General features: G+C 48.6%; 10 protein-coding genes and 2 riboswitches. Of the genes, 7 read left to right on the forward strand and 3 right to left on the reverse strand.

The genetic code is table 11. The features are described from left to right. Window positions 1-119 precede the first annotated feature (119 nt). The gene (locus tag GC102_RS01465) at window positions 120-290 is read left to right on the forward strand and encodes an RNA methyltransferase (protein WP_246320689.1); all 171 of its coding nucleotides are present in this window, start codon (window positions 120-122) and stop codon (window positions 288-290) included. Window positions 291-390: 100 nt separating this feature from the next. Here the strand turns inward: GC102_RS01465 and GC102_RS01470 are convergent, their stop codons facing one another. Continuing rightward, window positions 391-1050, reverse strand: a complete 660-nt coding sequence (locus tag GC102_RS01470; RefSeq protein WP_171687912.1) for a response regulator — start codon at window positions 1048-1050, stop codon at window positions 391-393. Window positions 1051-1052: 2 nt separating this feature from the next. Continuing rightward, a complete protein-coding gene (locus GC102_RS01475; protein ID WP_171687913.1) occupies window positions 1053-3227 on the reverse strand; it encodes a histidine kinase in 2175 nt (724 codons plus the stop codon). 348 nt (window positions 3228-3575) lie between these two features. Here GC102_RS01475 and GC102_RS01480 point away from each other — a divergent pair, with 348 nt between their 5' ends. Further along, the gene (locus GC102_RS01480) at window positions 3576-4124 is read left to right on the forward strand and encodes a hypothetical protein (protein ID WP_171687914.1); all 549 of its coding nucleotides are present in this window, start codon (window positions 3576-3578) and stop codon (window positions 4122-4124) included. A gap of 76 nt (window positions 4125-4200) precedes the next feature. After that, window positions 4201-6021: a stalk domain-containing protein gene (locus tag GC102_RS01485; RefSeq protein ID WP_171687915.1), complete on the forward strand. Its 1821-nt coding sequence runs from the start codon at window positions 4201-4203 to the stop codon at window positions 6019-6021. Window positions 6022-6120: 99 nt separating this feature from the next. Here the strand turns inward: GC102_RS01485 and GC102_RS01490 are convergent, their stop codons facing one another. Further along, window positions 6121-7470, reverse strand: a complete 1350-nt coding sequence (locus GC102_RS01490) for an APC family permease (RefSeq protein WP_171687916.1) — start codon at window positions 7468-7470, stop codon at window positions 6121-6123. A 92-nt stretch (window positions 7471-7562) separates the two neighbouring features. After that, window positions 7563-7666, reverse strand: a riboswitch (guanidine-I (ykkC/yxkD leader). A gap of 191 nt (window positions 7667-7857) precedes the next feature. Next, window positions 7858-7960: riboswitch (guanidine-I (ykkC/yxkD leader) on the forward strand. Between the two features lie 70 nt (window positions 7961-8030). Here GC102_RS01490 and GC102_RS01495 point away from each other — a divergent pair. The 4 genes from GC102_RS01495 to atzF all read left to right on the forward strand — a co-directional run bounded on the left by GC102_RS01495 (window position 8031) and on the right by atzF (window position 14954). Continuing rightward, the gene (locus GC102_RS01495) at window positions 8031-8753 is read left to right on the forward strand and encodes an urea amidolyase associated protein UAAP1 (protein ID WP_171687917.1); all 723 of its coding nucleotides are present in this window, start codon (window positions 8031-8033) and stop codon (window positions 8751-8753) included. Then, complete coding sequence (locus GC102_RS01500) at window positions 8754-9407, forward strand: urea amidolyase associated protein UAAP2 (RefSeq protein ID WP_171687918.1); 654 nt, start codon at window positions 8754-8756, stop codon at window positions 9405-9407. 57 nt (window positions 9408-9464) lie between these two features. Next, entirely contained in the window at window positions 9465-13085 is a 3621-nt protein-coding gene (gene uca, locus GC102_RS01505) for an urea carboxylase (protein ID WP_171687939.1), read from the forward strand. A gap of 114 nt (window positions 13086-13199) precedes the next feature. Beyond that, window positions 13200-14954, forward strand: a complete 1755-nt coding sequence (atzF, locus tag GC102_RS01510; RefSeq protein ID WP_171687940.1) for an allophanate hydrolase — start codon at window positions 13200-13202, stop codon at window positions 14952-14954. The last annotated feature ends 120 nt before the right edge of the window (window positions 14955-15074 follow it).

A 15074-nucleotide genomic window follows, 5' to 3' on the forward strand; every position in this document is an offset into this window, starting at 1 on the left:
AAATAAGGTGAATGAGCCTGATTTGATTGTATTTTATCCAATGGAGCAAATGAGGGGAGATTGTCGGTTCTGCATATACAAGAAATTAACCGTAGGGAAATTGAAGGAGCGCTAATCTCGTGGACGGGATCGCGGAGTATGTGAGGCGCATAGAGCCGTATGCCAAGGTGCAGATGATAGAGGTGCCGGTCGATAAGGCACCGGAGAACATGAGCCCTACTGAGGAACAGCAGCTGATGCGGTTGGTGCTGGTGGAGCAGGTTAATCGCGGGGAACCCTACCATAAGTAACGGCTAAACTTTCAGTGAAATCCTTCGTCGTACTTATAGGGCTTCAGTCGGGATACCCCCGCATCTATAAATAATGGTTTTTCGTTACTCGATTAAATACTCACTCACCCTCTTCCGCACCAAACAAATCCTTGGATGTGCTCAAGAGTTTTTTGGCTTCATGGCGATCTGCAACTTGGAGTTTGTTTAAGATATTCGTGACATGATTGGCGACAGTTTTCACACTCAGTTGAAGACGTGAGGCAATTTGCAAGTTTGTACATCCGTCGGATATAAGCTCCAATATTTCGCTTTCACGACCGGTTAGTTCGGAGAGAGCAGGGTTGGCAAGTTGTGATTGTTGCGGCATCATAAAATAATGCATCATGCGTGCCGCGATGTCCGAACTAAATACGGCTCCGCCTCTTTCAACCATGCGAATTGACTGCAGCAGCTCCATTTCTCCTGCGTCCTTTAGGACATAGCCTCTTGCTCCCATTTGCATAGCGGTAAAGACGGATTTGTCGTTCTTCAGCATGGTTACAATTAAAATTTTCATATCGGGGAGCTTTTCCCTGATGATTCTTGTAGCTTCAATTCCGTTGATACCGGGCATCCGAATATCCATAACAATGACATCCGGACGCAGGGATACAGCCATATCAACGGCTTCTTCTCCTGTAGCCGCCTCCCCGATTACCTGTAAATCATCCGTTGTTTGAATTAAATTTCTTACGCCGCTTCGAAATAACGGATGGTCGTCCACTAATAGGATCTTCATACCTATTCCTCCCTATGTGAGAATGGCAGCAGTGCTTTTACACGTGTTCCGCCTTGTTCCAATCGTTCAAATACACATTGACCGCCTAGCTCCTTCGCACGTTCCCGGATGGATGTTAAACCGATTCCGCCATTGCCTGACGGCTTGATGTGGACGGGAATACCAATTCCATTATCTAAGACTTCTATTTGCAATTCATTTTCCGAATTCATCTGCAAATATACGTCGCAAATTGTAGCTTTCGCATGTTTTACGATGTTTACGAGCGACTCTGTTACGATGCGATAGGCCGCCACTTCCACCGCTGCCGGCAAATCGGGAAGCTCTTGAGGAATATGTAATTTTGCGCGCAAAGGGGTGATATGCAGGGATGCGGATACTTGTTCCGATGTTTTGATGGTGTCTTCAATACGTGCTTTAATTGAGCCTATCAAGCCAAACTCATCAAGTGTCGGTGGACGCAAGTCGTGAACCATGGTTCGAATATCATCAACCGTAGAACGGATCGTCATCCTTAATTCTCCAAGCAGGGCGAAGGCCTTATTGGGATTCTTCTCAATATATTGCTCGGCCGCTGCCACATTAAAGGCTAAAGACATCAAACGGGGTGCAAGGTCGTCATGAAGATTTCTACGAATATGTCTCCGTTCCTCTTCCCTGGCATAGATGAGACGTGCGCGGGAGTCTTGCAGGTCTCTGGCTAGAAGCTTCATATCGCTGGCCATATTCACGCTATGAACAATCTGTCCTGCTTGCCGCAAAAGGACATCCAGCAACTTACGATCCTCCGATGTAAAGAGTTCTCCGGGAGACCGGCTGGAAAGAAGCAGCTTGCCGAGCACCTCTCCGCCGTGAATGATGGGGATATCCTGCACGTCAAAAGCTGTTTTCCCCGCTACAGACATAAGTTTCTCTTGTCCATTGATGCTGATAGAAATGCCGACGTAGGGGAGCCGAAGGGCATCCTGAATTGTTTTGACCATAATATCGAGCAATGAGTCGTGATCAATCGGTTTGATTAAGTGATCCCCTAGTTCGGCAAGCACGGCAAACGGGTCGTCGTGCTTTCCCTTCATTATTCTGTTTACGATACGCTGTAGTCGTTCTTTAAGAGGCATGAATAAAAAAGCAACGATAGATGTCGCCACCAGCGAAATGATGAAGTTCCCTTCGGTCTGAAACACATGACTAAAGTACAGGACGGAGAAAGAGTAGATAAGGACGATAGAAAGATATAAGGCTCCGTACACAATCGTTCGGTTGACAAGCGGATCAATATCCCATAACCGGTGTCGTAGAATGGCAAATGTCAGTGTTAAAGGGATGAGGGCAACAAATACATGGAGTGACGCATTCAAATAAATATAAGATATAGGATTGTCGGCAAAAACCTGGTAAACGATCAAACCGCTTATCCCGATAAATCCCAGAAAAGAAATCGAAACGCCATAAACCACCCATTTCGTCTGCTGCCGCTCTTCTGACGAGGATATGTTCATGTAGCGGTAAAACTGAGAATAGATCATCGTACCAATAGCTGATAAATAGTAGATAATTCTAGCCATTCCCGACCAATTTTCCAAATCAAGCACGGTACCGGGGAATACGAAACTAACTATTTGCACTATGGAAAAGGGGATAAAAACGTAATAAGTTCGGAAAGGTGAAAACCGACCGGTCGGAAACAACAGAAATAACAGGAAAAGGGAAATCCATCCAATTGCCCTGACACCATCATACCATCGTTCCCATAACGTAATTCCTTCAGAAGCTATGTCGACTAGTGAGGGGAAGGTTGTTCCGTATGCCACGAGGGCAAGCACGGCAATGGAACCCATAACCCCCCTCTTGCATTTCCAAATAATAACCGCCGAGGCTATATAAAAGAGAAGAGGGAGAACACAATCGATAACGACGAAGGCAAGCGCATAGGTATCTGGCGTAAAATGATAACGGTTTAGAGCATCTATTGTTGTCGGCGGAGCGGGAGACATGGGGCCGCATAATTGCAATACACATTTGTTGCGTAGATTTTCATAGTAATTGGAAATAGCGCCAATAAAGAAAATGAAGGTTGCGATACTAAATGTGACGGAAAAAGCTTGCAAAAGCCATATAGGACGTATTTTTTCCATTATGGACGGTCGATCTCGCTTTATCGGATTCGGTACTGACATCTTGCTGCCTTCCTTTCTACCTAGAGGAACCAATAAGAAAATTATGGATGACCCCAAAATAAATATATACGTAAACCCTTGATTTGACGAGGGATTGTCACGAAAAAAAACAGAAAACACCCTTTCCTTTGGTGGAAATGAAGTCACCACAACAAATCAACCAAGGAAGGATGTTTTTCATGTTTATCGTACCAAATACCTCGGTTTCTGAACAGCAGTTAAATGATCATTTCCCGAAATTACCCATGGAAACTTCCTGCAGCAGCTAGGAGCAGCTACTCTTCAAAACAGGAATACAGGTTTGTTATGTTTATTACAAGAAATTGAAATTAAATGGAGGATGAAAAAATGACACTGGAGAGAGTAGTCAAGTGGCTTGGGTTTCTTTGCGTATTGGCGGGAATCATCAGAATGGGGATGACGCCGTCGTCGCTCATTTGGGGAGATGATAGTACGCCGGAGGTTATTTGCGGATTCACGGCCTGTATTTTGATGGCCATCAGCTCCATCGCGCTTTACATGGCACAGTCCCGTGAAACCGGGGTACTTGGATTTATTGCAGCCTTAATCCTTATGATTGGGAACTTGTTGGTAGCATCTAATTTTTATGGTTTGTTCGCATACGGCTTTTATGCCAAAGATGGAGCATTCCCGAGTATTATGGGAGGAGTTTCGGGCATGGGGATGCTGCTGGGGACAATTATACTTGCGATTCTGACCTTCCGCGCAAAAGTGTTTCCGCGTTGGACGGTTATCCTGATGCTCATTATGCTGGTTTCATTCGGACTTCCATGGCTTGACAAGTGGTTTGCCTTCTTCTGGGGTCTATCATATGTAGGAATGGGTTTTCTAATTTGTACAGGAAAATATAATACCAAGCAGGCTGCTATGACTTAGGAATACAGGTTTGTTATGTTTATTACTAGAAATCGAAATCAAATGTTGGTATGACATTGAGGGAGGAAAAAGTATTATGTCTAATTCACGAAATAAAATGCAATCATTGCTAATAAGCTCGGTGTTGGCTGGAATGCTTGCATTTGCCGGTATCGCGTCTGCTTTTGGTGAGACAACACCTACTGGTGCTGAAATCAAGGAGTTCAGTCTGTTGGATACGGCTTCTGACGTTGTCGGCGCAGCTGACTTCACGCCGGAGGGTAATAAAGATGGACACTTCAAGCTGTTGCTGAGCCTAGCGCAGAAAACGGTCATTAATACGGTTGTACTTCGTTCTACGGATGATTACGGCAAGGACAATTTTCAGGGAGTGTGGAGAACAAACCGCGCCACCACCGGCTGGCTGCTCGGCATTGTCCAGGATAAAACGGTAACAACATCAAGCGGCACCACCCATGAAAGTGAAATCATTAACCCAGGTTTTCGAAAAGATGTAAAGGAACCTGTCGGTGAGTTCAATGGAGAGCTTAAATTCGACTTATATGCTAGCAACAACGGAACGATTAAGGAAACGCAGTCTTATGTGCTGGAAATTGAGACTCCGCAAGGTACGATTGTTTCCAAACCGATTAAATATAACAAGCCGATGAAATCGGGAGGGACAGCAACATCGCCTACACCAGCTCCAACACCTTCCCAGAATCCGCCATCAACAACGCCAGCGCCAACATCTACTCCAAGTCCGACGCAGCCTACACCGACGCCAAATCCAGTACCTCCATCATCACCTGCTCCTGCGGAAGGGCCGACGATCCACGTATTTCTCAAGGGCCAAGAGCTTCACTTTGACGGTGCCCAGCCTATTCTAAAGGATGGTTCAACACTAGTTCCATTCCGCAAACTCTTTGAAACCCTCGGTTTTACGGTGAAATGGGTTGAGAATGGCAATATCCAACAGGCGCTTGGAACGAAAGACGGTTTATCTATAGAATTAACGATTAATAGTACTATCGCAAAAGTAAACGGAAAGAACGTCAGCTTGGACGTTCCTGCTAAAATCATTAATGGAAACACGTTGGTTCCATTGCGCTTCGTGGCAGAGAACAGCGGTTTCCGAGTCTCTTACTCCCGAGAGGGCAATGTTGCGACGATCCAAATCGAAGATGCCGATGTTGCGGCTTATCCCGATCCAACTCCAGTACCAACACCAGATCCAGCACCAGATCCAGCACCAATTCCCTCTAAAGAGGAGATTGAACCTTATGTCGTTAAAGGTTACGTACGCGACGCGAAAGGCCATCCAGTACCAGATGTTTCGATCTTTGCGGATAATACCCTACTTTACGACAGCAATATCCTTGGAGTCACCGATGAATCAGGACATTATCGGATTGAATTACCGCAAATCACAACAACATGGCGTATGGGCGCTGACCTCACCAAAGAGTTTAACGGCAAGAGTTTCACCTTCCATTTAGCAGCTGACGTCGACCGTCCGCTTGCGGGGAGCGCGGGAGCTGTCCGAGATTTTACTTGGAAGAAGTTTGAAGGTCAAATTTATATTTATCCCAATTTTTCATCATTCGATGACAGCCTGCCTGAGTTCGATATGAGCGATCTTGAAATAACACTTACGCCTGTCGGTCCATTGCTTGACGGAAGCGCAGGCCAAAAGCTGATTAAGCACGGCGGCCCTATCAAAGGCGGCGCGGGTATCGATAATGTACCAATCGGACGATACAAGGCGACAGCCAGATGGCTGCCTGAAGGACATGAACCATTGCCCATGCAGATAAGTGTTAATAGCGGCAAATATGCTGAATCTGCCGAATTCGAATTTGACATATCCAACACCACTTCCTACTATATAAGCGAGTTTGTAGTTAAGCTTCCTTAGCATTTGCTGTGAATCGAAACAAGGATATGAATATAAGCAGATGCGTGTTAAACCTAAAAAGGACCGTCAGGATGATCTTTCCTGCCGGTTTTCTTTATTCTATTCCAGAGATCCCGAAGGACGGCCGCTGCCCGTGATGATGGGCCTGCTTGTCGCTGTTAGTGTACGTGCGGAACGCTTTCGAATCAATTGATACATTATGCCTGCGAGGAGCCATACGCCTCCCATCCATAGGGCATCTTTGTCGAGCAGAGACAGTAGATAGCCAATGAATCCGGCTCCGATCAACGGCATAATGAGATAAAGGAACGTTTGCTTCGGCGAACGCTGCTTATCTTTGATGTATTTTTGAGCAATCACTGAGATGTTTACAAAGAAGAAGGCCGTTAATGCCCCAAAATTCACGAATTTCACCGCATTGTCAAGCGATATAACAAGAGCGAGCAGAGAGACGACGCTGACGATCACGATGTTGGTGACAGGTGTGTTGAACCTAGGATGAAGGGAACCAAACACTCGTTTAGGGAGAACGGAGTCGCGCCCCATCACAAAGAGGAGGCGAGAAACGCTAGTTACCGATGATAAGCCTTGGGTGAAAATGGCGAGTATAAGCACGGTGATGAACACAGAGCTAAGTGCTGCTCCGCCGACGAGCTTCACGATCTCGAAACCAGCAGAATCTATGTTGACGAAGGTTAGCTGTGGATAAACCAGTTGTGTCAGGAAAGACGGCACCAAGTATAGAATACTGGCTGCAATGATGATAATCATGATGGCCCGAGGGATTGTTTTCTCGGAGTTTTTGGTTTCTTCCGACATGGTCGTGACCGTGTCAAAGCCTAGAAAAGAGAAGCAGATCATTGATGCTCCCGCAAGAATGTTGGAGAATGGTACTTCGGTTTGCAGGAATGGCTGCAGCGGATGAACGTCTCCGGTGATATTTCGGAAAAGGAAAAGACAGAAGACTGCGATAAAAAGGATTTGAATCCAGACGAATAGCTTGCTGATATTTGCAGAAAACTTAATGCCAATAATATTTACGATGCCGAGGACGATATTGAGCCCTATGATCCAGACATACGCTGGGATGGACGGGAATTGTGCATGAAGATAGATGCCGAATGTGAGGCAGGCAATGATGGGGGAGAAGAAGTAGTCAAGGAGCAGTGCCCAGCCGACCAGGAAACCTAAGTAGGGATGGATGCTTTTCTTCGTATAGGTGTAAGCGGAGCCTGATGTGGGAAAAGATTTGGACATGACACCATAGCTGTACGCGGTGAAGAAAATGGCAACGAAAGCAAGCAGGTAAGCTTGGGTCAGCATGCCATGCGCGTTTTCATAAGCAATGCCATAGATGGAGAAATAAATCATTGGCGTCATCCATGCCAGCCCCATGTAAACGACTTGGGATAGGCTTAAAGTTTTGCGTAATGTGACTTCTGTTTTCATGATGTTGACACTCCCTTATCCTTGTTTTCTGGTGATCGTCCCGGGCGGGGCGTATATGCAAAAAAGCCAAGGAGATATCTATGAAACAGATATCCTCCCAGGCTTTTATCCCTCCGTGAACACAGGGTTAGCTGTGCGTTTTCTCTTGGTCCAGACCGAGGCTGCTTGCACTCGCGGAACCCTAGAAAATCATGTATGTGATGAATCGTTACTTACCTATAAGTGAAAATGGCATTTTACTTATTTGTGTTAGATATCAGCTTAATGTGTAAGTTAATATAACACAGAATTGAGATTGTGAGAAGTATTTAAGATAAAATACGGAAAAAATCTAGAAGTTATTGACACATATCATTAACGATGTTATGTTTAGTGACACAAACGAATACGATTGTTTACTAGGGTTCCGCCGGTCATGACCGGGCTGGTCCGAGAGTAAACCGCTCTTTTTTTTAGAAGAGCGCCACGGAAGGATAAAAACCTGGGAGATATCACCAAGACATTTGAGTCTTGTGATGTCTCCCTTTTTGTTTAACGACATGGCAAAGGAGAATGGTGGCATGGATAACATTTGGAACAAGACAATAGGGCCGGGAGGCAAATGGTCAGGAGCGATTGGTAGAGGGAAGTTGATTCGTTTTACGGCGCTGGAGGCGGGCGCGAATGTGTCTATGCAAGTGTTCCACGCGAAGGACCTTGCGGAGCGCTACAATATGCCGGATACGCTGAAAGCCCAGCATACAGCCCATTTGACACGTGGAAACGTACTGATGAGTGACAATGGCCGAGCGTTAGTGAGCATCGTGGAGGACAGTATCGGCTGGCATGATCCACTTAGTGGATACACAAGCCGTGCGGCTACGGATACCAAGTACGGAACGACGAATTTCCAAGAGCAGCGGAATGAGTGGCTGCGGAGCGGACAAGAGAACTTTGCGGTAGAGTTGGTACGTAATGGCCTCAGCATGCGTGACATGATGCCGGTTGTGAATTTATTTTCCAAAGTGTTTTGTGATGACGATGGGGATATGCATTTCAGTGCTGCTCATTGCCCTGCGGGTGCCACGGTTACGCTGCGTACGGAATTAGATTGCTTGCTCGTCCTATCGAACACACCGAACCCGCTTGACCCAAGAACAACTTATCCATCTGTGCCAATCAAAATAGAGGTGCTATCTACATCGCCTATGGGTGAAGATGATTATTGCTTGAATTATCGCCCGGAAAATCGCCGAGCTTTTGAAAATACATGGGAATATCACACGCTGTTAGGAGGAATTTAAATGGCTGTTTTTAATCGAGTGGAAAGCCCTCGCCTCGCCCGGGATGCCATCTATAGCGAAGTTATTCAAGCGGGAGACGGCTGGATGCGCGTTTTGGAGCCGGGGCAAGTGCTGCGCATTGTCGATCTGGAAGGGAATCAGGCGGCAGACACGCTGTTTTATGATGCAGAGAATCCAGAAGATCATTATAGTGCGGTCGCGACGATTGCAGGTCAAAGCAATATTTATCTCAGCACAGGCTCTGTCCTCCGAGCAGAATCCGGTAAGGAATTGCTCAAAATCGTAGCCGACACCTGCGGGCGCCATGATACGGTTGGAGGCTCGTGCTCAGCTCAAAGCAACGCGGTACGCTACTCGCACGATAAGCTGTCGATGCATAATTGCCGAGATACGTTTATGCTCCAGCTTGCTCAGCATGAAAACAGAGCGTATACGAAGCGGGATTTGGCGCCGAATATTAACTTCTTTATGAATGTACCTGTCACGCCGGATGGTGGATTGAAGTTCGATGATGGTGTTTCCGCTCCGGGCTGCTATGTAGAGGTTCAGTCGCTTGGCAGCTCTATGGTGCTGATCAGCAACTGTCCGCAGCTTAATAATCCTTGTAATGCCTATAATCCGACGCCGATCCAGGTTCTTATTTGGGAGAAGTAAGTTCCTTTGATAAAGAGGAGATAGATGGTCTACGAAATTCTAAGGGGTGTGGATACGATGTTTACTAAAGTGCTGATTGCTAATCGTGGCGCTATTGCTGTACGTATTGAACGTACGTTACGAAAGCTCGGGGTTGCGTCCGTTGCTGTATATACGGGGGCAGATCAAGATAGTTTACATGTGGATGGCGCGGATGAAGCTGTTCTGATCGGGGAGGGACCGGCGAAGGAAAGCTATTTGAATACAGAGCTGATTTTGAAAACAGCTCTGGAAACCGGTGCGCAGGCGATTCATCCCGGTTACGGCTTTCTGAGTGAAAATGCGGACTTTGCTCGTGCTTGCCGAGAGAATGGCATTGTGTTCATTGGTCCTACGCCAGAGCAAATGGAAATGTTCGGACTCAAGCATTCTGCTCGGGAAATCGCTGAAAGAGCGGGCGTACCGATGCTGCCGGGAACGCCGCTGATTACAGAACTGGATGAAGCATTAGTTGAAGCTGCTCGTATTGGTTACCCTGTTATTCTCAAAAGCACAGCAGGTGGCGGAGGCATTGGGATGCGTGTCTGCGCAGATGAGGCTACATTAATAGCCGCTTATGATGGCGTACGTCATTTGGCAGAGACGAATTTCAAAAACGGCGGCATGTTTCTTGAAAAATATATCGCGAGAGCGCGTCACGTTGAGGTACAAATTTTCGGTAATGACTTCGGTGAAGTCGTTACGCTGGGTGAGCGAGATTGTTCCATTCAGCGTCGTAACCAAAAGGTTATTGAAGAAAGCCCGGCTCCGAATCTGTCGGATGAAGTACGTGAGGCGATGTTTGCCTCGGCGAAGCGTCTTGCTGCTGAAGTGGGCTATCGCAGTGCGGGTACGGTGGAATATCTTTACGATCCGGAAACGTGTGAGTTTTACTTCCTTGAGGTCAACACCAGACTACAGGTTGAGCATGGTGTGACGGAGGAAGTGCTGGGTTTTGACCTCGTTGAGTGGATGGTGCTTGAGGCAGCCAATGAGCTTACAGATATTCAATCGATTATAAGTAAGCCGGTAGGGCACAGCATCCAAGCGCGGATTTATGCGGAGGACTGCCTCCAGCAGTTCCGTCCGAGTGCAGGGCAGTTGGATCGGGCGGTTTTTTCTGATAAAGCAAGAAATGAGACGTGGGTTCGGGATGGTCTTACGGTCACAACTCTTTACGATCCGATGTTGGCTAAAATCATCGTCCACGGTTCAGACCGTTTGGACGCCATTCGTAAACTGATCGAAGCGTTGGCGGAAACGCGCATGTACGGTATTACAACGAATCTGCAGTATTTGCAGGCTCTTCTTCAAGAGAAAGATTGCGTAGACGGGAACGTCTTCACGCAATTGTTGAATACGTTCGAGCCTGTGGAACGGGCTCTGGAAGTTGTAGACGGCGGTATCCAAACCACCGTTCAGGACTTCCCTGGCCGAATCCGCCACTGGGATGTGGGGGTGCCGCCTTGCGGACCAATGGATCCGCTATCGTTCCGTATCGGCAACAAGCTGCTTGGCAACGCTGACGATGCCTGCGGATTGGAAATGACGCTGCGCGGAGGTTCTTATAAGTTTCGAAGCGATATGTGGTTCTGTGTCACTGGCGCAGATATGCAGGCGGAGCTGGATGGAACGGCTATTGTAATGTATAAGCCGGTGTTGGCGGCTCGCGGTCAAGTGCTGAGCTTCGGCGAGGCCAAGGAAGGTATGCGTACTTATCTTCTTATCGGCGGCGGCTTGGATATGCCGAAAATTCTCGGCAGCTCATCCACATTTACGCTGGGTGGCTTCGGTGGTCATGGCGGTCGAGCGCTGCGCACGGGAGATGTGCTGGGTGTGAATGAAGGCGGAAGTCCAGTTCAAAAGGCGGCAGAGCTTGCTCTGGAGCATCGTCCTGTGATGACACGAGAGTGGACGATCGGTGTGATCCCTGGACCTCATTGTACAGGTGAGTTTTTACACGCGGAATACTTGGATCAATTGACGGAAACGAGTTGGGAAGTCCATTTTAACTCCTCAAGGACAGGGGTTCGTTTGAAAGGACCTGCTCCGCTGTGGACGCGTGAAGATGGCGGGGAAGCGGGGCTTCATCCATCTAATATTCACGATAATGCGTATGCTGTCGGTACGCTGGATTTGACGGGGGATATGCCTATTCTTCTTGGACCGGATGGCCCGAGTCTTGGTGGTTTTGTATGTCCGGTGACGACGGCTTCGGCTGAGTTTTGGAAGCTGGGTCAGCTTCATCCGGGTGATATAATTCGATTCCACTTGCTGACACTTCCAGAAGCAGAAGCTCTGCGCGATCTGCAGGAAAGTAATTTGCGTGCGATTGGTGAGGGGGATTTCGGACGGCTGGTGCTTGTGCAGCTCCCTGCTGTTAATGAAGAGTTTACGCCGGAATATCCGCGTTTTTTCCATGAAACAGCTAATCGCAGATTCCCAATCACGATCCGCTGCTGCGGTGATCAGAATTTACTCGTTGAGTATGGTGAGCTTGAACTGGATTTGCTGCTGCGATTTCAAGTGCAGGCTTTGATGCAAGCGATTGTGGAAAGCGGCTCGATTCCGGTGCTTGATTTAACGCCAGGGATTCGTTCCTTGCAAATTCACATCGACCCTTCACAAATAACGGTAAGTGAAGCGTGTAAGAAAATTGTTGAGATTGACGCAGTGCTGCCTCCATTAGAAGAGTTCCGCGTACCTTCGCGTATTGTTCGTTTACCGCTTTCTTGGGATGACCCCGCGACACAGCTGGCGATTCAGCGTTATCAACAAGGGGTTCGTCCGGATGCGCCTTGGTGCCCGAGCAATCTGGAATTCATTCAACGCATTAATGGATTAAATACAATTGATGAGGTTAAAAAGATTGTTTATGACGCTAATTATTTGGTGCTCGGATTGGGTGATGTATATCTGGGGGCTCCTGTAGCGACTCCGGTTGACCCGCGCCATCGCCTAGTCACAACGAAATATAACCCGGCACGAACATGGACACCGGAAAATGCCGTTGGTATCGGCGGTGCTTACATGTGTGTGTATGGGATGGAAGGTCCGGGCGGTTATCAATTCGTAGGGCGTACGATTCAAATGTGGAATCGCCTGCGCTCTACGGAAAGCTTTAAGGCGGGTAAGCCTTGGTTGTTAAGGTTCTTTGATCAAATCCAATTTTACGAGGTCAGCGCTGAGGAATTGCTTCAATTGCGTGAAGACTTCCCAAGAGGTCGATATGAAGCGGATATTCAAGAAACGACATTTGATTTAGGTGAATATTTGCAATTCCTAAGCTCCATCGAAGAGAGTACGGAAACGTTCCGTAAGCAGCAGCAAATTGCTTTTAAAGAAGAGCGGGAAAGCTGGAAGGCGAAGGGATTGGCTGAGTACGTATCCGAACAGGAGACTGTCAATGAAGGACCAGAGGATGAGCTGCCAGCAGGAACTGTTGCTGTACGCGGAATTATGCCGGGAAGTGTTTGGAAGCTTCTTGTATCTCAAGGTGAACAAGTGAAGAAGGGCGATCAACTGGCGATTCTGGAAAGTATGAAAATGGAATTCCCGCAGCATGCGCCTTGTGATGGATTTGTTTCAATGATTCAGGTGAAGCCTGGCGATCAAGTTCATGCAGGACAGTTGATTCTAGGTATTGCACAATCTGCTTAAGGAGAGAGGTGTCTGTAGATGACTGAGGCTAATAAGGTGGGAAAGATCGAACTGAATGAGAAGAATGGAAAGAACGGGAAGAGTGAAATGAATGAGAAGAATGGGAAGATAAAGATGATTGAAGTGCCGAAGGAGCTAAGTATTTCATGGCTCCGGGATAGGTATCGGAATCATGAATTGACTCCGCATGAAGTAATAGCGGCCATTGTGCAGCGCTCTTCGGATGATGCGGGTATGAATATTTGGATTACACCGCCGACGATGGATGTCATTCAGCCTTATTTGGACGGATTAAAATCTGTTTCTATGGCTGATGCGCCGCTGTGGGGAATTCCATTTGCGATCAAAGATAACATTGATCTGGCTGGGGTGCCGACGACAGCTGGCTGCGCGGAGTATGCGTATACGCCGGCGGAGCACTCAGGCGTCGTGGAAAGATTGATTGCCGCAGGAGCGATTCCGGTCGGCAAGACGAACTTGGACCAATTCGCGACGGGGCTTGTCGGCGCGAGAAGTCCTTACGGTGACGCGCATAACGCGCTTCGCCCGGAACTGATCAGCGGCGGCTCAAGCTCCGGCTCAGCCGTCTCGGTAGCTCGTGGCCATGCGGCGTTCTCGCTTGGCACAGACACGGCAGGCTCAGGCCGCGTGCCGGCTGCACTCAACCGATTGGTAGGCTATAAGCCGAGTCTCGGCGCTTGGCCAACCAAAGGGGTAGTGCCTGCCTGTGCGAGTTTAGACTGTGTAACCGTCTTCGCGCACAGCTTAGAGGACGCGCTCGCCGTAGACGGCGTAGTGCGCGGGCTTCAAGCGGATGACCCTTGGTCACGCAGTGTGGTAAGGGGAGCGGCTAAGCTTCCGTCTAAAGTTTTTCTGCCGGAAAGTGAATTGGGTTTTTATGGTCCTTTTGCTGCGGAGTACCGCGCTGCGTGGGACACTGCAGTTGAGAAATTGAAGGGACTAAGTGTTAATTTGAACATCCCCGTTGAATATATCGATGTTTCGTTGTTCGCCGAAGCGGCGGCAATTCTGTATGAGGGCCCATGGGTGGCCGAACGTTGGGCGGCCTTGGGCAGCTTTATTGAAGCCAATCCCGGCATTGCGTACCCAGTTACAGAGAAGATCCTTCGCTCCGGCTCCGCTGCCGAGTACGATGCTGCATCTGTGTTCCATGCGATGCATAAGCTTCAGCAGTTCAAGCTGGAAGCTCGCAAATTGCTGAAGGATGCTGTGCTTGTCATGCCTACCTGCGGGGGGACTTGGACGCGCGAGCAAGTACTTGCTGACCCGATTAGCACGAATCGGGATATGGGGCGCTACACGAATCATTGCAATCTGCTTGATTTGTGTGGGGTTGCTGTGCCGGCGGGTGATGCGGCGCCGCAGACGCCTTTTGGCATCACGTTCTTCGCGCTCGCTGAAGAGGAGAGCTTGATCTGCGGCGCAGCCGGGCAGTTTGTGGCGGATGAGGTTGCCGCGGTAGCGGTGCCGACGACGCTGGTCGCGGTCTGTGGCTTACACATGCGCGGCTACCCGCTGGAGAAGCAAATGCTAGGCTGTGGAGCGCGGTTCATCCGGGAGGATGAGACCGCAGCGAAGTACAGCCTGGTGAAGCTGCCAACCACGCCGGCGAAGCCGGGGCTTGTCAAGCAGCAGCAGGGCGGCGCAGCCATCCTGCTGGAGGTCTGGGAGATGCCGCTGGAGGCATTCGGCGGCTTTGCAGCTGCGATCCCAGCTCCGCTGGGGATCGGAAAGGTTGAGCTCCGGGACGGCACGGAAGTCCCGGGCTTCGTTTGCGAAGCTTACGCGGCCGCAGGCGCGGAAGATGTAACAGCTTTGCGCACTTGGCGCAAAGTGGTGCCGTTATAAGAGGCAGGCTGCGCCTGCCTGCTGCTGAGTATTTTGCACGACTCTGAGAAGTGAACGCCAACGAGGACTTTCGCCATAAGGGGGGAGGTCCTTTTTGGTCAACGTTGCTCTTAACGGAAC

This window comes from Paenibacillus germinis (assembly GCF_013141785.1).
Taxonomy (GTDB): domain Bacteria; phylum Bacillota; class Bacilli; order Paenibacillales; family NBRC-103111; genus Paenibacillus_E; species Paenibacillus_E phytorum.